Annotated in this window: 15 protein-coding genes and 1 pseudogene; 6 read left to right on the forward strand and 10 right to left on the reverse strand. The window is 58.1% G+C overall.

What is annotated here, in order from left to right:
• Positions 1-462: 462 nt before the first annotated feature.
• The gene (locus ACA063_RS08695) at positions 463-858 is read right to left on the reverse strand and encodes a hypothetical protein (protein WP_497665515.1); all 396 of its coding nucleotides are present in this window, start codon (positions 856-858) and stop codon (positions 463-465) included.
• On the reverse strand, positions 855-5720 hold the full coding sequence (locus ACA063_RS08700; protein ID WP_497665516.1) for an RHS repeat-associated core domain-containing protein: 4866 nt from the start codon (positions 5718-5720) through the stop codon (positions 855-857). Before ACA063_RS08700 ends, ACA063_RS08695 begins: the two co-directional genes overlap by 4 nt.
• A 261-nt stretch (positions 5721-5981) precedes the next feature.
• Between ACA063_RS08700 and ACA063_RS08705 the strand changes: the two genes are divergently transcribed.
• Positions 5982-6677: an HAD-IA family hydrolase gene (locus ACA063_RS08705; RefSeq protein WP_497665517.1), complete on the forward strand. Its 696-nt coding sequence runs from the start codon at positions 5982-5984 to the stop codon at positions 6675-6677.
• A gap of 364 nt (positions 6678-7041) precedes the next feature.
• Here the strand turns inward: ACA063_RS08705 and ACA063_RS08710 are convergent, their stop codons facing one another.
• Positions 7042-7788 (reverse strand): 3-oxoacyl-ACP reductase family protein, encoded by a 747-nt coding sequence (locus ACA063_RS08710; protein ID WP_497665518.1) that lies wholly within the window; start codon positions 7786-7788, stop codon positions 7042-7044.
• Positions 7789-7913: 125 nt separating this feature from the next.
• Between ACA063_RS08710 and ACA063_RS08715 the strand changes: the two genes are divergently transcribed.
• Positions 7914-8837 carry a LysR family transcriptional regulator gene (locus ACA063_RS08715; protein WP_497665519.1) on the forward strand — a complete coding sequence of 308 codons (924 nt, stop codon included), beginning with the start codon at positions 7914-7916 and terminating at the stop codon, positions 8835-8837.
• A 206-nt stretch (positions 8838-9043) separates the two neighbouring features.
• Here ACA063_RS08715 and ACA063_RS08720 read toward each other — a convergent pair whose 3' ends face one another.
• The 3 genes and pseudogenes from ACA063_RS08720 to ACA063_RS08730 all read right to left on the reverse strand — a co-directional run bounded on the left by ACA063_RS08720 (position 9044) and on the right by ACA063_RS08730 (position 12639).
• Positions 9044-9772: an aspartate/glutamate racemase family protein gene (locus ACA063_RS08720; RefSeq protein WP_497665520.1), complete on the reverse strand. Its 729-nt coding sequence runs from the start codon at positions 9770-9772 to the stop codon at positions 9044-9046.
• A gap of 59 nt (positions 9773-9831) precedes the next feature.
• Positions 9832-11374, reverse strand: a pseudogene (locus tag ACA063_RS08725) (NCS1 family nucleobase:cation symporter-1).
• A 524-nt stretch (positions 11375-11898) separates the two neighbouring features.
• On the reverse strand, positions 11899-12639 hold the full coding sequence (locus ACA063_RS08730; RefSeq protein ID WP_150800675.1) for a phosphoadenylyl-sulfate reductase: 741 nt from the start codon (positions 12637-12639) through the stop codon (positions 11899-11901).
• Positions 12640-12812: 173 nt separating this feature from the next.
• Here ACA063_RS08730 and thrH point away from each other — a divergent pair, with 173 nt between their 5' ends.
• The gene (gene thrH / locus ACA063_RS08735) at positions 12813-13430 is read left to right on the forward strand and encodes a bifunctional phosphoserine phosphatase/homoserine phosphotransferase ThrH (protein ID WP_497665521.1); all 618 of its coding nucleotides are present in this window, start codon (positions 12813-12815) and stop codon (positions 13428-13430) included.
• A 169-nt stretch (positions 13431-13599) separates the two neighbouring features.
• On the opposite strand, the gene pabB is transcribed toward thrH, so the two are convergent.
• The 4 genes from pabB to rloA all read right to left on the reverse strand — a co-directional run bounded on the left by pabB (position 13600) and on the right by rloA (position 18226).
• On the reverse strand, positions 13600-14937 hold the full coding sequence (pabB, locus tag ACA063_RS08740; RefSeq protein WP_497665522.1) for an aminodeoxychorismate synthase component I: 1338 nt from the start codon (positions 14935-14937) through the stop codon (positions 13600-13602).
• Between the two features lie 225 nt (positions 14938-15162).
• Complete coding sequence (locus ACA063_RS08745) at positions 15163-16149, reverse strand: alpha-L-glutamate ligase-like protein (protein ID WP_497665523.1); 987 nt, start codon at positions 16147-16149, stop codon at positions 15163-15165.
• The gene (rloB, locus tag ACA063_RS08750) at positions 16149-17684 is read right to left on the reverse strand and encodes an osmotic stress tolerance membrane protein RloB (protein ID WP_497665524.1); all 1536 of its coding nucleotides are present in this window, start codon (positions 17682-17684) and stop codon (positions 16149-16151) included. The genes ACA063_RS08745 and rloB overlap by 1 nt, the downstream gene beginning before the upstream one ends.
• A gap of 5 nt (positions 17685-17689) precedes the next feature.
• Positions 17690-18226, reverse strand: a complete 537-nt coding sequence (gene rloA / locus ACA063_RS08755; protein ID WP_497665525.1) for a retropepsin-like aspartic peptidase RloA — start codon at positions 18224-18226, stop codon at positions 17690-17692.
• A 301-nt stretch (positions 18227-18527) separates the two neighbouring features.
• Here rloA and ACA063_RS08760 point away from each other — a divergent pair, with 301 nt between their 5' ends.
• The 3 genes from ACA063_RS08760 (at position 18528) to prpC (ending at position 21443) form a co-directional block, all read left to right on the forward strand.
• Positions 18528-19250, forward strand: a complete 723-nt coding sequence (locus tag ACA063_RS08760; protein ID WP_162438308.1) for a GntR family transcriptional regulator — start codon at positions 18528-18530, stop codon at positions 19248-19250.
• The gene (gene prpB, locus ACA063_RS08765) at positions 19247-20137 is read left to right on the forward strand and encodes a methylisocitrate lyase (protein ID WP_162438309.1); all 891 of its coding nucleotides are present in this window, start codon (positions 19247-19249) and stop codon (positions 20135-20137) included. The genes ACA063_RS08760 and prpB overlap by 4 nt, the downstream gene beginning before the upstream one ends.
• A 178-nt stretch (positions 20138-20315) precedes the next feature.
• Positions 20316-21443, forward strand: a complete 1128-nt coding sequence (gene prpC / locus ACA063_RS08770; protein ID WP_497665526.1) for a bifunctional 2-methylcitrate synthase/citrate synthase — start codon at positions 20316-20318, stop codon at positions 21441-21443.
• The last annotated feature ends 61 nt before the right edge of the window (positions 21444-21504 follow it).

A 21504-nucleotide genomic window follows, 5' to 3' on the forward strand; every position in this document is an offset into this window, starting at 1 on the left:
CAACGATGCGCCGGTCGATAAAGGCGGCATGCCACCGTCTACTGAAATGAACGCGGGTTCTGCGAGCGGAAATGCCTTGCCACCCGGCAGTATTGATAGTGGGAATGCAGGGGATGCGAATGGGAGTAGTACAAGTCCTGGGACCGGAAGTGGGTCGATGAGTGGTGGGAGTTCGATGGGGAGTGGGGCTGGGAGTGGGTCTGAGGATTCGAGTGGTTCTGGAGCCAGCGGTAGTAGTTCTGGCGGTGCAAGTAGTGGTGGTGGGGCGGGTGGATGAATGAGGCCGACTAAGTAGTCCGGCTTCTGCTGGGCTAGCCTGCCGAGATTTTGCCTTTTTAATTATGCATTGTCAGAATTCATCCAGCGCATGTAAAAGGCTTTCTGTAATGAGGGTCGTAGATCAAGTCGCTTTCTTCATAATCGATAAGGATATTGTTGTATCGAATAAAACTCTTGATATTATTATTGTTTGGAAAGTGATTCGATCCATTTTTTATAAAACTTTCTTTGTTCTTCAATGTTATTTGTGATATCGGTATCTTCGTAGTCGAAAATGTTGACTATATCTTCATCATCTGTAGATTTCCCGAATGCGACCTCATAGGCTAAAACGCCAGCGGACATTTGCGAGGACATACGGGAGGTGTGAACATTTATTTTTGCGCCTTTGCATAAAAATTTTATGTTCGGGAAATCGGCTCGTAACAGACCAAAGCATTCATAAATATCTTCTTCTTTGTAAGTTTTTCTTAAATTGTCCTCCATTAAAAAAGTCAGTTCGCGATTTTTTCGATCGCACATAATTAACGCTTTTTCTAGTTTTCCGTTGACTATTATTGATATTTCTATTGTTTTCATGGTTTCTTCCTGTAGGGGTTAATGATTGAGTATCCTTTGTAGCTACCATCCTCATTGACTGGAGTAGCACCTACAATGTCCCTGCTATCTATTCCAGCAGGGACAGCGATTTCCACCTCATTTTTGTGTGGTGAAATTAAGCCAAGCTTTTTATTAACATCTATGCCGTGAACGTCTTTCAATACATAAATAAATCCATCTTCCATTCCTTGGCCCGTTGCAAAATTTCTGGCCTGATTTATTGAGGGTGTTGTACTGATATAGATACTCGGAGGATTTCTGTTGTTTCGAGCGTGTAAGTAGAGGTCCATACTCATTCCTAGGGGTTCAAATCCGGTTTCGAATATCTCCTTCGGGTCACGGGTGTCCCCTCGGTACGTATATCGACTCTTTGGTTTAGGCGATGGACGCTTCGGCCCACCCTCATCAACCCCAACCTTCCCAGCCGGATCCTCATCCCCAAACGACGGCTTCTTACACCCATCCCGTCCCGGACAGTCGTTCAACCCCAGCGGATCAACCCATCCCGTCGGATTCCTCGTGTACTGATACCCGTTCAGCCCGCCCGCCAACCGTTTCGGGTCCGGAGTGAGGTATCGCCCGACATCCGGATTGTAGTAGCGATGCCGGTTGTAGTGCAGGCCGGTTTCGGCGTCGAAATACTGGCCCTGAAACCTCAGCGGTTGATCGAGAACCTGATGCGTGTCGCGGTTCAGTCGGGTCAGGCGGCCGTAAGCGGTGTATTGGGCGGCCCAGACGATTTCGCCACTGTAGTCGGTCAGTTCCTGCGGTGTGCCGAGGTGGTCGAGTTGGTAGTAATACGGGCAGGCTTTGCGCGGGCCTTTGCCGTCGAGCATCGCCAATGGCCGGAAGGTGCCGGGTTCGTAGACGTAGCTGCGGTAGTGCCCGGCGCTGCTTTCGGCGACGAGGTTGTCGCCTTGCCAGAAGAATTCGGTGGTGTTGCCATCGACGGTCTTGCTGATCCGGCGGCCAAAGGCATCGTATCGATAGGTGGCCTCCGTGCCATTGGGCAGGGTGATGCCAATCAGTCGATGCTGGCAGTCGTAGCGGTACTCGGTCACCAGTGTCGGCGCAGTACCCCGGCGCTTGCGGATCAAATTCCCGAAGGCGTCGTAGGTGTATTGGCGATTGCCTTGCTTGAGCAGGCGGTGGCTTTTGACCGTGATCGGCCCTGGACGATCGAGCATCAGCAGGTTGCCTGCCGGGTCGTGAACGAAGCTTTCCGGTTGGTGCTCGCGGGAGTGGTGGACGCGGATCAGGCGGTCAAGAAAGTCGTGTTGATAGCTGCGCTTGCCGTTTCGGGTGTCAGCAATGCTGTCGAGGTTGCCGTTGGCGCTGTAGGAATAATCTCGGCGGTAAAGAGGGCGTGATGGCTGGCCGATAGCGTGAGCGGTCAATCGACCCTGGTCGTCGTACTCGTAATCGCTAGTGAGCAAACCTTGCTGGCGCTGCCGTTCACGCCCGGCAACAAATGCGTGGGACGACAACCGCGATCCGTTGAGATCAATGGCGGCGAGTGCGCCACCTTTGGCAAGATGAAAGTCGAGTTTGCTGTGGTCCGGCAGGCGTATGTGATTGAGTTGGCCGCAGGCGTTGTAGCGGTAACGCAACGTGCCCCAGCCCTGATGCTCGGTGACCAGGCGATCCTGTTCGTCGTACTCGAATTCCAGCGGGTGATCGTTGTCGTCGACACGGGTCAGTCGGCCGAGCGCGTCGTAGTGGTACTCGATCTTGTTCCCGTCCGGCAACGTCTTGACCAGTAGCCGGCCAGCGGAATTGCGGTGATAGCCGGTCACTAGTTGCGAGTCGTCGTCGCCGAACTCGGTTTTTTGCAGTAAGTGCCCACTCAGGTCATAGGCATAGGCGGTGCGTCGACCATCGAACCCGGTTTCCTGTCGGATCAATCCGCCAGGCCAGTAGTCCAGCTGATACTTTTCGCCTGATTCGTTTTCGATCTCGGTCAGCAGCAGTCGGGCATTGTCATAGCGATACTTGAGTTGCGATCCGTCGGGATTGATCCGGCGACTGACCCGATGCAAATCTGCGGCGTACTCAAAACGCGTGACGCGGCCCAGCTCGCAACGTTCCCCGGTGATCTTGCCGTACGCGTTGTAGGTGAAAGCGCGGCTGGCACCTGAAGGGAAGGTGGTTTGCAGCAGACGTCCTACAGCGTCCCATTCATACCGGGTGACGCCGCCGTGTTCGTCCTGATCGGTAATCCGACGCCCCAGGCAGTCGTAGGAAAACTGTCGTTGGCCTCCTGTTGGCAAGGTCTCTTCAACCAATTGCCCCAAGGCATTTCGTACAAAGGTATGGCCGCTGCTGTCCGGGTAGCGGATCAACAACAACTGTCCCTTTATGTCGTAGTGGTAATAGGTGGAGTGCCCCCCGGGATCGGTCGCCCGGGTCACATCGCCCTGAGCATTGCGCTGATACCTCCAGACCGCGTTTGCGCGATGGTGTGCGTGCAGGAAGCCGTTCCGGTATTCGTAGGAAGTGGGTTCGTCTTCGGGGGGAATATGAGCAATCAGCCGTCCGACTTCGTCATAGCGGTATTCGGTTATCGCGCCGAGTGGGGTCTGTTCGGCCGTGAGCCGTCCTTTGGCGTCATAGGTGTTCAGATGCTCGCCGCCATCGGCCTCAACCCGGCGTATCAGCCGAGCCTGTTCGTCATGCCGGTAAATCTCTTCGCTACCATCGGCGTTCTTAACCACTACCTCGCCGTTGTCGTCCCAGAGGTAACGCGTGTCCATCTGGGAAAAGCTCGCCCAATGCCTGATGCATCGCGCCGCCTTGCCGGATCTTTCCCACTCCCAAAAGAAACTTGCCCCACCGGCCAATTGCCGTTGAAGAATGACGTTGTGGTCGTCGTAGTCGTACCGTTCGCTTTCGTTGGCCGCGTTGTTTGCAGTCACCAGGCGATGACAAGCGTCATAGTGGTACGTCGCCAGAACTTGTTCGGTGCGCCACGCGTCTTGCAGCGTGGGTGCCGGATGAAAGCTCTGATAGTCGACGGCGATCAGGTGTCGACGGTCCCAGCGCAACCGCAGTGAGCGGCCGGCTCCATTGTCCAGGCGTTCGATTCTGTTCGCGAAATCGCGCTGCACCGTCAGACGGTTGCCATAAGCATCGCTGATCGTCGCCAACTGCCCTGCACGGAAATGGAAAAAGCGCGTGGTCTCACCGGCCAGGGCGAGAATCAGTTCCTGCGAATCGTCCCCTTTGTAAATGGCGGCACGGGACAGGCTGTTGTGAATCGCCGGACGTTCGGCATTTGGCAGGGGAAACGTCGTGCGCCGGTTTTCGTGGTCGGTCCAGATGACATGGTCTGCATCGATGTGCAGCGAATGGGACAGGGAATGACTCCAGCCGAAGCCGAGCCCGCAATCGATGTCTGCTGCGCTGGTGCGATAGAGCCGGGTGAAGTCGAACGGCAAAATGCCGTCCAGCGAACCATCGATCAGCGTGAGCAACTCTTCGCCGGTGACCATCGACACGGGGCAGCCATTGGTGCACGTCAGCGGCCCACAATCAGCGCTGTCACCATTGGGGTTTTTCGCTTGGTCGGGGGCGTCGTCCTGGCGTTCTTGTTTGCTTAATCGGGTTTTGGCGACGGAGGTGTGGCGGGCGATGACTAACGGATTTTCCACCCGAACAACCTTTGAGTCGGCAGCGCGAATTGTTAGCGGCATCGAAGCCGCGGGCTTCAATGGGAAATTTCGCGCATTGACCATCAAGGGTTTGAGTGCGTCTGCGTGAGCACTCAGGTCGGACCGGTTAGTGAGTTCCGTCAGTCGCAGACTGGCTGCTGCCAGCCATTGCCTGGCGCGTGGTGACTCGACCTTGCCCAGCACTTTGCTGCTGATGCCGACGTTTAAACCTGCCGGGCCTGTTAAACAGGTCAGCAGGAAGCCAATCAATAGTTCGGTGCGAATTTGCGCGACGACTTCGGCGATGTATTGCGGCGGCAGCATACGCAGCCAACTGGTGAACGCGGCGAGATGTATGAACATCAACGGCTCGTCACTCAGCATCAACAACAGGCTGGCGATGGCCTCTGCAGAGGCGTTGAGCAGGGTATCGAGTTCGCCCTCGGTCAGGTATTCGAGCAGCTTCTGACTGTTGGTTTGCAGGTCGGCGATCAAGCCATAGACCTGCTTCACGCCATCCCATAAACCGAAAAATGACTGCTCGAAACCACGCCAGTCGGCCTGTTGCAGCATGCCGTAACGCTGGCTGAAACCCGCTTCGGAAAACCCTGCCCATAAGGGCTCGAACTCCGCTGTCCACTCGTTGCGCAGCCAACCTTCCAGATTGCTGATTACGTTCTGGTAGGAGGCATAAAGTGCTTTGACGTGTTGCGTGGAAACGTTCGGGAAAAAAGTGATGCGGTAACGCTCGCCGCGCCAGCATTCAGGTATTTCGAGGATGCCGCTGGGGCCGATGGTGTGGTGAGTCGGCGCGCCATAGCTGATCTCACCGTCTCGCCCCAGGATCATCAGTTCGAGCGTCAATGGCGTATTGCCGATCGGGACAAAGCGCACAGTTTCGAACCGGTGCACCAGAGTCAAAGGACCGCTTGCGGGGCAGGTGGTGACGGTAGAACTGACCGTTGAATGAGTCGGCGCGCTGAGCTGAAGCTCTTCACCTAGCTCGAAGACTTGCTCGACCTCCAGTGCAGAGCCTGTCCAATAACTTTCCGCCCAGGACTCGTAGTCGTTGAGACAAAGTCGAAAGTCAGCGATCAGCGCTTCGACGTCGGGTTGCGCGGGGTTCATGGCGGCAACGACCAGAAGGCCGATGGCGTTGTTCAAGGCCAAAACCTTGTCAGGATCGAACATTCGCAGCCTCTCGCGCCTACTGATTAAATTTCGCGAGACTTTGCGTGGGATGCGGGAGGAAAGAAGTCGGGGAAAGCGACGGGTGCTGTAGGGGGAATCGCCAAATGACGTCGTCAAAGTGGTGAGCGATTCTTCACCCGTCTGTCATTGTTCGTTGCTCTATGCCGCCCACGCTCGATATGCTGCTGAACCCTTTAATCAAATCCGGATCCGGCCGTACGTTTGCCGCATTGGGATGTCATTGAAAACGGATCAGATGCGATGAATGCACCGCTGAACGACATCGGCCCGATCAAGGCCGTGATTTTCGATATGGACGGCTTGCTGCTGGACACCGAGGGCATTTACACCGAAGTCACGTCCATCATCGCGCAGCGTTATGGCCGTACCTTCGACTGGAGCGTCAAACAGAACATCATTGGCCGTGGTGCCGGTGATTTGGCGCGTTACGTGGTCGAGGCGCTGGACCTGCCGATCACCGCCGAAGAGTTTCTGCAGATTCGCGAGCCACTGATGCGCGAGCGTTTTCCGACCGCGCTGGCGATGCCGGGTGCGCAGGAACTGGTTCGGCATTTGAATGCCAACAACATTCCTATCGCGGTCGGCACCAGCTCTTCGCGTCAGTCGTTTGGCCAGAAAACCACTCTGCACCGTGAATGGTTTGCGCTGTTCGATTTCATCGTGACGGCCGATGACCCGGAAGTCGGCGCAGCCAAACCGGCACCGGACATTTTCCTGACCGCGGCGCGGCGCTTGGGTGTCGCACCGGAGGATTGCCTGGTGTTCGAGGATTCGCCCTTCGGTGTCACCGCGGCGAAAGCGGCGGGGATGAGCGCCATTGCGATTCCGGATGAGGCGATGGCCGACGAAAAATACGCACACGCTGACGGGATTCTTCGTACGTTGAAGGCTTTCAGACCGGCCGACTGTGGTTTGCCGGCGCTTGAGTGGGCATAAACCCGAGTGTTTAGTCCTGAAATAGGTTCACCTGTTTCAGGGCAAGACACTGCGTTCAGCGCATACACGTAGAACGATTCCAGCTGATGAATGCAACAGGTCCGCACGTCCGTGCATTGGCCTCGTACTCTCCCCACCGCACTACCGTATTGGAACTGCACCTCACCCCCCCCTGTAGGAGCTGTCGAGTGCAACGAGGCTGCGATCTTTTGATCTTGTTTTGTCACGGGCGAGGTCAAAAGATCGCAGCCTCGTTGCACTCGACAGCTCCTACAGGTTCGGGGCTATTGTGAGACGAGACGGCGCATAAAAAGGCCGGCGACCTGATCAGGGGCGCCGGCTTTTTTTTGTGCGGTTGAAACGATCAGGCGCCGAAACCACCGTCGATGGTCAGGCTGGCACCGGTGATGTAGCCCGCTTCAGGTCCCACCAGATAGGCGACGAAACTGGCGATTTCATCCGCTTTGCCGTAACGGCCCACCGCCATCAACGGGATCAGGCTTTCAGCGAAGTCACCGCTGGCGGGATTCATGTCGGTGTCCACCGGGCCTGGTTGCACGTTGTTGATGGTGATGCCACGTGGACCGAGGTCGCGCGCCAGGCCTTTGGTCAGTCCGACCAGTGCCGATTTGCTCATCGCGTAGGGACCGCCACCGGCGAAGGGCATGCGGTCGGCGTTGGTGCTGCCGATGTTGATGATGCGACCACCTTCGGTCATGTGTTTGGCGGCGGCCTGCGTGGCAATGAACACGCTGCGCACGTTGATGGCCAGTGTCTGGTCGAAGTCTTCAAGTTTGAAATCTTCCAGCGGCGCAACTGCCAGTACGCCGGCGTTGTTGACCAGAATATCCAGGCGGCCAAATGCTTTGACGGTCTGGTCGACAGCGCTGCGAATGGCTTCGGCATCGGCGCTGTCGGCCTTGATGGCGAGGGCCTTGCCGCCGTTGGCCGTGAGGCTGTTCTGCAATTCTTCGGCTTTTGCGGTGGAGCTTACGTAAGTGAAGGCAACGGTCGCGCCTTCAGCGGCCAGGCGTTTGACAATGGCTGCGCCGATGCCGCGAGACCCGCCTTGAATCAAAGCCACTTTGCCGCTGAGGTTCTGAGTAGTCATGTTGATCTCCAAAGTCCCGAGGCGAGATGTCTCGGTTGATGGAGCCTAGTATCGATTCATGATTACAGTCTGAGTAGACGGTAATTGCGATAGTCTGTGTAAACCAGAAGTTTATAGTGGCGCCTATGGAAACCTTCAGCAGTATCGAATGCTTCGTGCGTAGCGCCGAGGTCGGCAGCTTTGCCGAAGCCGCTAGACGCTTGAGCCTGACCCCGGCGGCAGTGGGCAAGAGTGTCGCCAAGCTTGAAGCGCGGCTGGGAGTTCGGCTGTTCCAGCGCAGCACCCGAAGTCTGACGTTGACCGAGGCCGGTCATCTGTTTCTCGGCGAAGTCAGCGCCAGTTTGCACACCATCCAGAACGCCGTCGCCAATCTTGCCAGTGCTGAAGGGCGGCCGGCCGGCACGCTGAAAGTCAGCATGGGCACCGTGTTCGGTCGGCTGTACATCGTGCCGATGCTGGGTGAGTTTTTGCGACGCTTCCCGGCGATTAATCCGGACTGGCATTTCGATAACCGTCAGGTCGATCTGATCGGCCAGGGATTCGATGCGGCAATAGGCGGCGGCTTCGAGCTGCCGCAGGGGGTGGTGGCGCGCAAGCTGACACCGGCCCATCGGGTGCTGGTGGCCTCAGCCGACTACCTGGATGCGCATGAATTGATTGGCGAGCCTGATGATCTTAAACATCACGACGGCATCCTGATTCGTTCACCGCAAACAGGTCGCGTGCGCTCATGGCAGTTGACCAGTCGCACCCAGCAACACAGCCCGCTGACGCTCAAGGCGCGGATGACGATGAGCGATTCGGAGGCCGCATGCGCCACGGCGACCCAGGGTTTGGGCATCGCGCTGGTGAGCATGCCGTTTGCCACCGGGTATCTGGAAGCAGGCACCTTGCGGCGGGTGTTGCCGGATTGGTACGTCGATGATGGCAACATCTCCCTTTATTACGCGGAGCACAAACTGCTACCGGGCAAGACCCGGGCGTTTGTCGATTTTGTGATCGAGCAGTTTGCGGAGCAAGGGTTAGGGCAGCGGTTTAGTGCGGTTTAAGACTGGCTAAAGACCGAGGCGCTGCCATCGCTAGCAGGCTAGCTCCCACAGGGGATTTGTGAACGACGCAGATCCAGTGTGGTAGCTCCCATACAGAGGATTTGTGAGCGACGCAGATCCAGTGTGGTAGCTCCCACACAGGGGATTTGTGAGCGATGCAAATCCAGTGTGGGAGCTAGCCTGCTAGCGATGAACGATCACGCGGTCTACCGAGCAAACCGCCCCGGCCAGCCAATGATGGTTTTCGGCCGCGGCGTCGCATAAGTCCGTACCTTCGACGTCGACAACCCCAATCGCACCAAAGATTCGGCGATGGTCACCGCCGCCGTCACGCCATCAATCACGGGCACTCCGGTGCGTCGACGAATCTGCTCATCCAGCCCGGCCATGCCGCCGCAGCCCAGGCAAATCACTTCAGCCTTGTCTTGAGTGACCGCCAATTCGGCCTGATGCACGATGGCTTCCAGCGCCCGTTGCGGCTCGTGTTCCAGCTCCAGGACCGCCAAACCACTGGCCCGTACGGACGCGCAGCGGTCCCAGAGCCCCGACAGTTTCAACCGATCCTCGATCAGCGGCACGGTGCGGTCGAGGGTGGTGACTACCGAATAGGCATGCCCAAGGAACATCGCAGTACTCGCCGCCGCGTCGGTGATGTCCACCACCGGTACGTTGAGCAATTCCTGCAAACCTTCGCGCCCGTGCTCGCCGTAACCGGCCTGGATCACTGCATCGAAGGGTTCGTCGTAGGACATCACCCGGTCCATGACCGCGATGGCCGCGAGGTAACTCTCGAAATTGCCCTCGACCGAGTCGGCACCGAAATACGGGGTCAGGCCGATGATTTCAGTACCCGGGGCAGCCACGGACTGCGCCGAGCGCGTGATGGCCTGGGTGATGGATTCGGTAGTGTTGACGTTGACCACGAGAATTCGCATGAGAAGTCCTTAAAGCGGGGCAGTTCTGCGGCCCGATGCTGTCGGGCCGCCGGGGGGATTTAGTGGCTGACGTTGTCGACCGCGATGGATTCACCGCTGACGTCGGCGTAATGAGGCTGACGTTTGGCGATGATCAGGTAGAGCATTCCGGCGATCCCGGCACCGATCAGCCAGGAGAAGGGCGACACGCTGTGGAATCCCGGTACCAGCGCCAGCACGATGGCGATCAGTGCCGCAGGAATGAACGCCGCCACTGCGCGTAAATTGACGCCGCGGCTGTAGTAATAAGCGCCGTTGGGGTCTTCGCTGTACAACTGCGGCACGTTGACCTGACCTTTTCGTACAAGCCAGTAGTCGACCATGATCACCCCGTACAACGGGCCGAGCAGGGCGCCCAGACCGGAGAGGAAGTACACAATCACCAGCGGACTGTTATAGAGGTTCCACGGCAGGATCAGCACGGCGATGGTCGCGCTGATCAATCCGGCACGGCGAAAGGTCAGGTATTTAGGTGCCAGATTGCTCAGCACGAACGCCGGGGCCACGAAGTTGGCCATGATATTGACCGCCACGGTCACGATCAGGAATGCCAGGCAGCCCAGCACCAGGAAGAAGGTGTTGGGGATCGAGGCGATGATCTCGGTCGGGCTTTTCGATGACCCGGCCATTGATCTGAAATTGCGCACCGCAGAGCAGGACGGTGATGGCCGCGAACACCAGAATATTCACCGGCAATCCCCAGAAGTTTCCTACCTTGATCGTCTTGCGGCAGGGCGAGGAGCGGGCGAAGTCGCAGAAGTTGAGGATCAGGGTGCCGTAGATGGCCAGCCACAGTGCACCGCCAGCGAAGATGTTGCGCCACATCTCGCTGCCGGTCAGAGGCTCGCGGATGGACCAGGCAATGGTCGCGTCGGCCTGGGTGTACATCCACGCCGCCAGCGCTGCAACCGTCAGCAGAATCACTGGCCCGGCAAACGCCTCGTAGCGTCTAACCATCTCCATCCCGTAAGCCAGAATGCCCAATTGCACCAACCAGATCGCGACGAAACACACCCAGCCCAGGCTCGACAGGCCGAGGAACAGGTTGTGATCGTAGTCGGCAAAGCCAGGGTGTACGGCGGTCAGCAACACACGCAAGACCACCGACGCCAGGTAGGTCTGAATTCCGAACCAGGCGATGGCGATAACGGCGCGGATCAATGCAGGAATCTGCGCCCCGTGAATGCCGAAACTGATCCGGCTGATCACCGGAAATGGCACACCGGTTTTCTGGCCCATGTAGCCGGAGAGGTTCATGAAGCTGTACACGAGCGCCGCACCGATACCCAGGGACAACAAAATCTGCCAGCCACCCAGCCCCAGCGCATACAGCCCGATGGCGAAGGAGTAGTTGGCGATGTTGTGCACGTCATTGGTCCACAGGGCGAAAATACTGTAGCGACCCCAGCGTCGACCTTCGGCCTTGGTCGGGGCGAGGTCCTTGTTGTGCAAGCGCGGGCTTAGCACGACCGGGTCCTGAAACGTCTGATCGTGGGTAGCAGGAGTGGGGGGAGAGGAGGGTAGATCCAGCGCGATGTTCTTGTTTAAGAGGCTAGTACGCATTCCGGCAGGCTCCTGAAGCTTGGCGTCGCGATGACTGTGCTTGAGCGTTGGCTCGACAAATCTTCGTCGCGTGCAATAAGCATCATTGGTTACGGGGCATCTGCAGCCTGTACGGGATAGGGCGCTTCAGGCGTGCGGATCTAGAGTGTGTGTATGTTTTGATTTGTGTTGTATACAAAACATGTATGCACTCAAGCCAGATCTATGCCAGTTAGCGATATATAAAAAGTCGTTGTAATTTCGTTTTGTTATCTGATTTTGATAAGTGCAGGAAATTAAAGAAAAATAAATTGACCGATTGAACAGGTATTTATTTTTTTAGTGCGGGATATGGGAAAAGCCGACGGGGAAGGTCAGTCAGGAGGGATGTAACTTTTCAGGGCGCTAAAACAAAAAGTGCACACATAAATGGCACCGATGGTGACATTCGTGTGTACACATTTATAAGATCAAAAGATCGCAGGCTTCGCCAGCTCCTACAGGGGGCGATGTACATCTGTAGGACCTGTCGCAGGCTGCGATTTTCAGGCTTTCGATTTGCTGATGATGTTCCCCGCATGCAATCCGCATTCTTTCTGCGTCGCTTCTTCCCACCACCAGCGGCCTTCTCGCTCGTGCTGGTTCGGGAGGACCGGGCGGGTGCAGGGTTCGCAGCCGATGCTGATAAAGCCGCGTTCATGCAGGCTGTTGTATGGCAGCTCAAGCATGCGGATGTAGCCCCAGATCTCTTCACTGGTCATTTGCGCCAGCGGGTTGAATTTGTACAGGGTGCGTTCCGGGGTGGAAAACGCGGTATCGATTTCCATCACGGCGACAGCGCTGCGCGTGCCGGGGCTCTGATCGCGACGCTGGCCGGTCGCCCAAGCGGTCACGCCAGACAGTTTGCGCCGCAGCGGCTCGATCTTGCGGATGCCGCAGCATTCGCCATGGCCATCCTTGTAGAAGCTGAACAGGCCTTTTTCCTTCACGAACGGTTCAAGTTTCGTGTAGTCCGGCGAGACCAGTTCGATGTCGATCTTGTAGTGCTCGCGCACCTGATCGATAAAGCGGTAGGTCTCGGGGTGCAAGCGGCCGGTGTCGAGGCTGAACACTTTGACGTTCTTGTTCAGCTTCCAGGCCATGTCCACCAGCACCACGTCTTCGGCGCCGCTGAAAGATATCCACAGGTCATCGCCAAACTCGGCGAACGCGAGTTTCAGGATGTCCTGTGCAGATTTATTGGCATAGGTCGTGGCGAGTTCCACGACATCGAACGATGGGCTCATCAGGGCGGCTTCCTACAGGTCGGTGGCGCTGGGCGCTCTATATGGGCCAGATGGTAACAAAATCCGGCAGCCGCTGGCGCGCCCTCTGCGTTGCGCCGGCCCGTGCGAGTCGCTAGAGTTCGGCAGTCTTTTTACTCGCTCGACTCAATAAACAATACAAATGGGAGTGTCTTGTGGAAATTGCCTGTCTGGATCTTGAAGGTGTATTGGTCCCGGAAATCTGGATCGCCTTCGCCGAAAAAACCGGGATTGAATCCCTCAAGGCCACTACCCGGGACATTCCCGACTACGACGTGCTGATGAAGCAGCGCTTGCGGATTCTCGACGAGCACGGCCTCAAGCTTGCCGATATCCAGGAAGTGATCGCCACGCTCAAGCCGCTGGACGGCGCTGTCGAGTTCGTCAACTGGCTGCGTGAACGCTTTCAGGTGGTGATTCTTTCGGATACGTTTTACGAGTTTTCCCAGCCGCTGATGCGTCAACTGGGCTTCCCGACCTTGCTCTGCCACCGTTTGATTACCGACGATACCGGTCGGGTGACGAGCTACCAGTTGCGGCAGAGAGACCCCAAGCGCCAGTCGGTTCTGGCCTTCAAGAGTCTCTACTATCGCGTGATCGCGGCGGGAGATTCGTACAACGACACCACCATGCTGGGTGAAGCGGATGCGGGGATTCTGTTCCATGCGCCGGATAACGTGATTCGCGAGTTCCCGCAGTTCCCGGCGGTGCATACCTTTGAAGAGCTGAAGCAGGAATTCATCAAGGCGTCGAACCGGGCGCTCAGCCTGTAGCTGTCTGGGAGCTGTGTAAGAGCCCCGTTGGACCCCTGTTGAACACCTGTAGGAGCTGTCGAGTGAAACGAGGCTGCGATCTTTTGATCTTAAAAAACAAAGTCAAAAGATCGCAGCCTCGTTTCACTCGACAGCTCCTACATGACTCCTGCAGATTCTTGCAGGTCTCTTACAGGTTTCGCAGGGTGTCGAGCAGCACCTTCACCTTGGTAATCGACTCCTGATACTCCGCTTCCCACTGCGAATCCGCGACGATCCCGCCACCGCCCCAGCAACACACCTGTCCATCCTTGACCAACAAACTGCGAATCGCGATGGAGCTGTCCATCTCGCCACGCACGTCCAGGTACAACAAAGAACCGCAGTACAACCCGCGCCGGGTGGGCTCCAGCTCATCGATGATCTGCATCGCGCGTATTTTCGGTGCGCCGGTGATCGAGCCGCCGGGAAAGCTGCCGGCGATCAGGTCCAGCGCGTCCCGGTCGTCCGCCAGCTCGCCGGTGACGCTGCTCACCAGGTGATGCACGTTCGGGTAGCTTTCGAGGCTGAACAACTCCGGCACCCGCACCGAACCGATGCGACAGGTTCGCCCGAGGTCGTTGCGCAGCAGGTCGACGATCATCAGGTTCTCTGCCCGGTCCTTGGGGCTGGCCAGTAGTTCGGCGGCATTGGCTGCGTCTTCAGCGTCAGTCAGGCCCCGTGGACGGGTGCCTTTGATTGGACGGGTTTCTACCTGGCGTTCGCTGACTTTAACGAAGCGTTCTGGCGACAGACTGAGGACCGCGCCACCGTCGGGCAAACTCTGGAACCCGGAAAAAGGCGTCGGGCATGCCGCGCGCAACGCGCAGTAAGCCGCCCAGGGGTCACCTGAGCACTGTGCGCGGAACCGCTGGGCGAAGTTGACCTGGTAGCAGTCACCGGCCTGGATGTAGTGCTGGATGCGCGCCAGCGCCTGGCGATATTCGTCGGCGCTCAGGTCGGCGCTCATCGGACCGTTTAGCTTGAAGGGCTCGACTGCATGAGCCGCATGCTGGCTGAACAGCGCGATCAACCGTTGGCGCTCGGTGTCGCCCAGTTTCGGGTGAAACACCAGTTGGCTGGTTGCGCAATCGTGGTCGCTAATCAGCGCCCATGCATATAAACCAAATCGCGCGTCGGGCAGGTTCAGGTCGTCCTGGGCCTGGCTTGGAAGGTTTTCCAGGTGCCGGCCGAAGTCGTAGCTGAGGTAACCGATCAGGCCCCCGGCGAAGGGCAGGTCCAGAGGCGCAGTCGCTGCACCGAGTTGTGCCAGCTGGTCGCGCAGGCGTTGCAGGAAATCGCTGCCGCTTTCGTCAGGCAGCACCGCCAATTCTTCCAGCGGCCAGGCGCTGAGCAGATCATAGCGACCGCGATCAGCGATGGGCCGGCCACTGTCGAGCAGCACGGCACCGGGGGCGTGACGAATCACCGCGAAGTACTCGGCGGGGTTGGCGCAATAGGGCAGCGGGTGTACGGAACAGGTCAACATGGGAGGGGCAGATCAGCCATCGAGGCGGGGTGGCGATTGTAGTCCTCTCGGGGAATTGCTCCTAGAGGGGATGTCGGGGATTGGCAGATTGAGCGCCCGTTCGTTCCCGGGTGGAGTGCTTTGGTGGCTGTCAGGCAGCCATCGCGAGCAGGCTCACTCCTACAAGGATTGCGTGAACCTTTGTAGGAGTGAGCCTGCTCGCGATAGCCGCGCCACGGTCACGGATCAGCCTTCTACCGGGGGAATATGCCCGAACATCTCCTGAACGAACGCAACCCGCTCTTCGACAGTTTCAGTCACACCGCGGGCCTTCAGGTCTTCCAGCCGCGCCTCGACCGCATGGGTACGCAGCGTCAGGCCGCAATCGTTGGCAATCTGAATGTTCAACCCAGGCCTGGCATTCAGCTCAAGAATCAGCGGACCCTTTTCCTGATCGAGCACCATGTCCACACCGATGTAACCTAGCCCGCAGAGCTCATAGCAACCGGCCGCGAGCTTCATGAAACCGTCCCAGTAGGGCAGTTGCACGCCGTCCACCGCGTTGGTGGTGTCGGGGTGTTTGGTGATGATGTTGTTCAGCCAGGTACCGCGCAAGGTCAGGCCTGTGGCGAGGTCGACACCCACGCCGATGGCGCCCTGGTGCAGGTTGGCCTTGCCGCCGGACTGGCGAGTTGGCAGGCGCAGCATGGCCATGACCGGGTAGCCCATCAGCACGATGATGCGGATATCCGGCACGCCTTCGTAGCTGATGCTTTTGAAGATCTGGTCCGGGATCACCCGGTATTCGATCAGCGCACGGTCACGGTGGCCACCCAAGGAGTACAGGCCGGTGAGGATGCTGGAGACATGGTGCTCGATTTCCTCGTGACTGATGATCTTGCCGGACACCGTGCGATAGCGGCCCTCGAAGCGGTCGGCAATCACAATGATGCCGTCACCGCCCGCGCCTTGGGCCGGTTTGATCACGAAATCGCTGCGTCCGCCGATGATCTCGTCGAGCTTGTCGATTTCTTTCTCGGTGGAAATCACGCCATACAGTTCCGGCACATGAATGCCGGCAGCACTGGCGCGTTCCTTGGTGATGATCTTGTCATCGACAATCGGGTACAGGCTGCGCTTGTTGTACTTGAGTACATAGTCCGCGTTGCGCCGATTGATCCCCATGATGCCCCGGGCTTCCAGGGCCTTCCAGGTCTTCCAGAAACCGAACATCAGGCGTCAGCCTTCTTCAGGAACGCCTTGAAACGCACCAGTTCAGTCAGGCGGTAGCCGCGATAGCGACCCATCGCCAGCATGAAGCCCACCAGGATCAGCAGGATCGCCGGGAAGGTGAACACGAAGTAAACCAGTTCCGGCACGCTCATGATCAGGTGCGCCAGGGAGGCGGCGAACAGCGTGCCGATCGCTACTTTCATGGCATGACCGCCGCCACGTTCTTCCCAGGTGATCGACAGGCGTTCAATGGTCATGGTCAGGATCACCATCGGGAACAACGCCACCGACAGCCCGCGTTCGAGGCCCAGCTTGTGACTGAACAGGCTGATGGCCGCGATCAGCACCACCACGAACGTCAGGACCACGGACAGCCTCGGCAACATCTGCAGCTTCAGGTGTTCAAGGTAGGAACGCAGGGACAGCCCCAGCGCCGTGATGATGGTGAACAGCACGATCCCGAAGCCGAGCTGCGTCTCCCGGAAGGCGAGGGCAATCAGCACCGGGGTAAAGGTACCCAGGGTCTGCAGGCCGATCAGGTTGCGCAGGATCAGGATCACCAGCACGCCGATCGGGATCATCACCATGATCATGAACGTCTGCTGGGTCTGCAGCGGCAGGCCGTATAGCGAATATTCGAGGAAGTTGGCGTCGGTGTTTTCGTCCGTCAGCTTGGCCAGGCGAATGGCGTTCATTTCACTGTTGTTCAGGCTGAACGTCACGTTGGCTTTTTTGCCGCCATCGACGGTGATCAGGTTTTCGTCACCGGTCCACCACAGCAGGCGATCAGTCGGCAGGCCCTGTTCGCCGGTTTCCGGGTTGAAGTACAGCCAATCGGTGCCATTGAAGCTGCGCAGCCACAGTTCAGGGGTTTGCGGTTGGTCAGCCACCAGGCGAATGGTGTGGACTTTTTCTATCGGTACATGGGCGATGGACAGCAGCAATTCGACGATACGCGCCTTGTGCACGGTGGACGGATCGCCACCCAGCAGCAGTTTCACGTTGTCGTCATTGAGGTTGTTGACCCGCTTGATCGCTTCGCCAATGAAGGTTTCGACGTCGGCCGAGTGCTGGCGAATCGGCGCGAGCAGGGCTTCGGCGGCGATTTTTTCCGGGCCTTCCACCACGATGCTGTCGCGGAACGTCGGGCCTTTGATCTTGGCTTTCTCACCGGTGTAACGCTTGGTCAGCACCAGACGGTAATACAGCGTCTGGTTGCCCTTGGCCCGGCGTGCCGACCAGGTGACCTTGCGGTTACCGTCGACACGGTTCACGGCCACGCCGTAGTTATTGGAGATGAAGCTCTCGTTGAGGCTGACGTAATCGCGGCTCAGCGGCGGCACGAACATCTGGATCTTGACCGGGTCTTTGGCACTGGCGACGAACTCGACCTTGGCGTCGATGTTCCACAAGTCGTCGGTAGCGTCTTCGGTCACGGGAATGCCGAGCACGAAAATCTGATAGGCCGTAACTGAAATGCCCAGCACCACCAGGATGGCGATCAGGATTTTCAGATGGAGGGTAAGAGAGCGCATTGGAATTACTCTGCGGTATGTGCGTCGGTGGCGCAGGCGGGTTTGCCAGCAGCGTATTTAAGACTGGGGTCGACCAGCGCATCGAAGCGCTTCAAGGCTTCGGAGCCGATCAAGAGCGGGTATTGGAAGGCGCTGCGGTCGGTTAGGTTCACTTCGATGCTGCGTAAAGCCGAGCCCATGCAGATATCCAGCTCGATCACCGGACGAGCGGTGTACTTCTTGCCCTCTTCGGGGTCGTAGTCGCCGGCGCGTCGTTTGATCTTGCTGACGCGTGCCAGCGGTCGCTCGATCGGGTGCGAATGTGCGGCATCGATGGCCAGATAGAAGCGCACCCAGGACTCGCCATTGCGTTTGAAGCGCTTGATGTCGCGGGCACTTAATGAGGCGGTTTTCGCGCCGGTGTCGAGTTTGGCGGCGACTTCCAGGTCGATGCCATCCAGAGACGCGTATTCATTAAGGCCGTACACGGTCTTCTCTCCCGCCACAGCGAAACCGGGCAGGCAAAGAAGATAAAGGAATGTCGGGAAGGGCTTGAGTCTCATAAATCCTGGTGCGCAGCGGTCCGTGTTTCGATTCAAGGCCCTGGCATCGCTGCGCAAGCTCCCTCGTATGCCTGTCAGCCAATGATGACAGGCAGTGCAGATGTCACAAACAAATGCGGGCGGCATTCTAGCACGGTGGTTTTATGGCGCCACCGCTGGCAGGGGGCTATAACCTTCCTTGTGCCGGTTTGGCATGCTAGAGGCGTTTATTAGACGATTGTCGACAATCTCTATTTTTCCTTTGACTGTTAGTCCTGTTTTCGCTAGTTTTTGCGGCATCCGCTTTCAAGGTGTCGACAATATGCTGGATCAACTCGATCCCCCGGTCATGGCTCAAGACGATTCGGAGACGCTCTCCGAGAACGTCTTCCGGCGCATTCAGGCGGCCATCGTCAAGGGCGAAATTGCCCCCGGTAGCAAAATCTCCGAGCCAGAGCTGGCGCGCACCTATGGCATCAGCCGCGGCCCGCTGCGTGAAGCCATCCACCGCCTGGAAGGCCAGCGCCTGCTGGTGCGCATACCGCATGTCGGGGCGAGGGTGGTGTCGCTCAACCATGCCGAGCTGGTGGAACTCTACGAAATCCGCGAATCCCTGGAAGGCATGGCGTGCCGGCTGGCAGCCGAGCGCATGAGCGTTGAAGAAATCGACGAACTGCGCCGGGTGCTGGAAACCCATGAACGCGACGCAGCGTTTCAGGCCGGTGTCGGCTATTACCAGCAGGAAGGCGATTTCGACTTTCACTACCGAATCATTCAGGGCAGCGGTAACCGCACCCTGACCCAGATGCTGTGCGGCGAGCTCTATCAGTTGGTGCGCATGTACCGCATCCAGTTCTCCACCACGCCCAACCGTCCGCGGCAGGCGTTCGCCGAACACCACAGAATTCTCGATGCCATCGCCGACCGTGACGGTGAACTGGCCGAATTGTTGATGCGCCGTCACATCGGCGCCTCCAAACGCAATATCGCCCGTCACTACCAGGACGGCGCTAACCCGACAGCCACAGAACGAGGTGAGTCATGAGTTCCAACAAGAGCACTCCAGGCCAGCGTTTCCGCGATGCGGTCGCCAGCGAGCATCCGCTGCAAGTCGTTGGCGCGATCAACGCCAACCACGCATTGCTGGCCAAGCGCGCCGGCTTCAAGGCGATTTACCTGTCGGGTGGCGGGGTGGCTGCCGGTTCCCTGGGCGTGCCTGACCTGGGCATTACCGGCCTGGATGATGTGCTGACCGACGTGCGTCGTATCACCGACGTTTGCGATCTGCCGTTGCTGGTGGACGTGGACACCGGTTTCGGTTCCTCGGCGTTCAACGTGGCGCGCACCGTGAAGTCGATGATCAAGTTCGGCGCTGCAGCGATCCACATCGAAGACCAGGTCGGCGCCAAGCGCTGTGGCCATCGTCCAAACAAAGAAATCGTGTCCCTGCAGGAAATGGTCGACCGCATCAAAGCCGCCGTCGATGCGCGCACCGATGACAGCTTCGTGATCATGGCACGTACCGACGCCCTGGCGGTGGAAGGCCTGGAGTCGGCACTGGATCGCGCTGCGGCGTGCATTGAGGCGGGCGCCGACATGATTTTCCCGGAAGCCATCACCGAGCTGGACATGTACAAACTGTTCGCCAACCGCGTGAAAGCGCCGATCCTGGCCAACATCACAGAGTTCGGCGCAACGCCGCTGTACACCACCGAACAACTGGCTGGCGCCGATGTGTCCCTGGTGCTGTACCCGCTGTCGGCCTTCCGCGCGATGAACAAGGCCGCGGAAAACGTCTACACCGCGATCCGCCGCGACGGCACGCAACAGAACGTCATCGACACCATGCAGACTCGCATGGAGCTTTACGATCGCATCGATTACCACACCTTCGAGCAGAAGCTCGATGCGTTGTTTGCTGCGAAGAAGTAAGGATCAAAAGATCGCAGCCTCGTTGCACTCGACAGCTCCTGCAGGGATGTTGTCAACCGCGCTCCTGTAGGAGCTGTCGAGCGGAGCGAGGCTGCGATCTTTTCGGCATTACCCGAACAACCTGATGAATCAAAATTTGCCGATTCCTAAACAAATTCAAAAAATACTGGAGGCAGAAATGGCCGAAGCAAAAGTACTCAGTGGCGCCGGGCTCCGTGGCCAGGTTGCCGGACAAACCGCACTGTCCACCGTGGGCCAGTCCGGTGCAGGTCTGACCTATCGTGGTTACGACGTTCGTGAACTGGCGGCAGACGCGCAGTTTGAAGAAGTCGCTTACCTGCTGCTCTACGGCGAGCTGCCGACCAAGGCGCAACTGAACGAATACATCGCCAAGCTGAGCAAACTGCGCGACCTGCCGCAAGCACTGAAAGAAGTGCTGGAGCGCATCCCCGCTGACGCCCACCCAATGGACGTGATGCGCACCGGTTGCTCGTTCCTCGGCAACCTGGAACCTGAGAAAGACTTCTCCGAGCAACACGACAAGACCGACCGTCTGCTGGCCGCGTTCCCGGCGATCATGACCTACTGGTATCGCTTCAGCCACGAAGGCAAGCGCATCGATTGCGTGAGCGACGAGCAGTCCATTGGCGGTCACTTCCTGCACCTGCTGCACGGCAAGAAGCCGAGCGAGTTGCACGTCAAGGTGATGAACGTTTCGCTGATCCTGTACGCAGAGCACGAGTTCAACGCTTCGACCTTCACTGCACGTGTTTGCGCGTCGACCTTGTCCGATCTGTATTCCTGCATCACCGCTGCCATCGGCTCCCTGCGTGGTCCGCTGCACGGCGGCGCCAACGAAGCTGCGATGGAAATGATCGAACGCTTCAGCTCGCCGGAAGACGCAGTCAAAGGCACCCTCGGCATGCTCGAGCGCAAGGACAAGATCATGGGCTTCGGTCACGCGATCTATAAAGACAACGATCCGCGCAACGAGGTGATCAAGGGCTGGTCGAAAAAACTCGCTGACGAAGTGGGCGACAAAGTGTTGTTCCCGGTTTCCGAAGCCATCGACAAGACCATGTGGGAGCAGAAAAAACTGTTCCCGAACGCTGACTTCTACCATGCCTCGGCGTACCACTTCATGGGCATTCCGACCAAGTTGTTCACCCCGATTTTCGTTTGCTCGCGCCTGACCGGCTGGGCAGCGCACGTGTACGAACAACGTGCCAACAACCGCATCATCCGTCCGAGCGCCGAGTACATCGGCGTCGAACAGCGCAAGTTCGTGCCAATCGAACAACGCTGAATGGTGAGGAGCGCACTGGCTGCTGAATGAACCGGGAACCCTGTAGGAGCTGTCGCAGGCT

It is taken from the genome of Pseudomonas sp. LBUM1643 (assembly GCF_059716215.1).

What these genes read in the sequence shown, in the direction of transcription:
- ACA063_RS08695 (WP_497665515.1), bottom strand. Translation starts at nt 858, where the DNA reads ATGAAAACAATAGAAATATCAATAATAGTCAACGGAAAACTAGAAAAA.
- ACA063_RS08700 (WP_497665516.1), bottom strand. Translation starts at nt 5,720, where the DNA reads ATGTTCGATCCTGACAAGGTTTTGGCCTTGAACAACGCCATCGGCCTT.
- ACA063_RS08705 (WP_497665517.1), top strand. Translation starts at nt 5,982, where the DNA reads ATGAATGCACCGCTGAACGACATCGGCCCGATCAAGGCCGTGATTTTC.
- ACA063_RS08710 (WP_497665518.1), bottom strand. Translation starts at nt 7,788, where the DNA reads ATGACTACTCAGAACCTCAGCGGCAAAGTGGCTTTGATTCAAGGCGGG.
- ACA063_RS08715 (WP_497665519.1), top strand. Translation starts at nt 7,914, where the DNA reads ATGGAAACCTTCAGCAGTATCGAATGCTTCGTGCGTAGCGCCGAGGTC.
- ACA063_RS08720 (WP_497665520.1), bottom strand. Translation starts at nt 9,772, where the DNA reads ATGCGAATTCTCGTGGTCAACGTCAACACTACCGAATCCATCACCCAG.
- ACA063_RS08730 (WP_150800675.1), bottom strand. Translation starts at nt 12,639, where the DNA reads ATGAGCCCATCGTTCGATGTCGTGGAACTCGCCACGACCTATGCCAAT.
- pabB (WP_497665522.1), bottom strand. Translation starts at nt 14,937, where the DNA reads ATGTTGACCTGTTCCGTACACCCGCTGCCCTATTGCGCCAACCCCGCC.
- ACA063_RS08745 (WP_497665523.1), bottom strand. Translation starts at nt 16,149, where the DNA reads ATGTTCGGTTTCTGGAAGACCTGGAAGGCCCTGGAAGCCCGGGGCATC.
- rloB (WP_497665524.1), bottom strand. Translation starts at nt 17,684, where the DNA reads ATGCGCTCTCTTACCCTCCATCTGAAAATCCTGATCGCCATCCTGGTG.
- rloA (WP_497665525.1), bottom strand. Translation starts at nt 18,226, where the DNA reads ATGAGACTCAAGCCCTTCCCGACATTCCTTTATCTTCTTTGCCTGCCC.
- ACA063_RS08760 (WP_162438308.1), top strand. Translation starts at nt 18,528, where the DNA reads ATGCTGGATCAACTCGATCCCCCGGTCATGGCTCAAGACGATTCGGAG.
- prpB (WP_162438309.1), top strand. Translation starts at nt 19,247, where the DNA reads ATGAGTTCCAACAAGAGCACTCCAGGCCAGCGTTTCCGCGATGCGGTC.
- prpC (WP_497665526.1), top strand. Translation starts at nt 20,316, where the DNA reads ATGGCCGAAGCAAAAGTACTCAGTGGCGCCGGGCTCCGTGGCCAGGTT.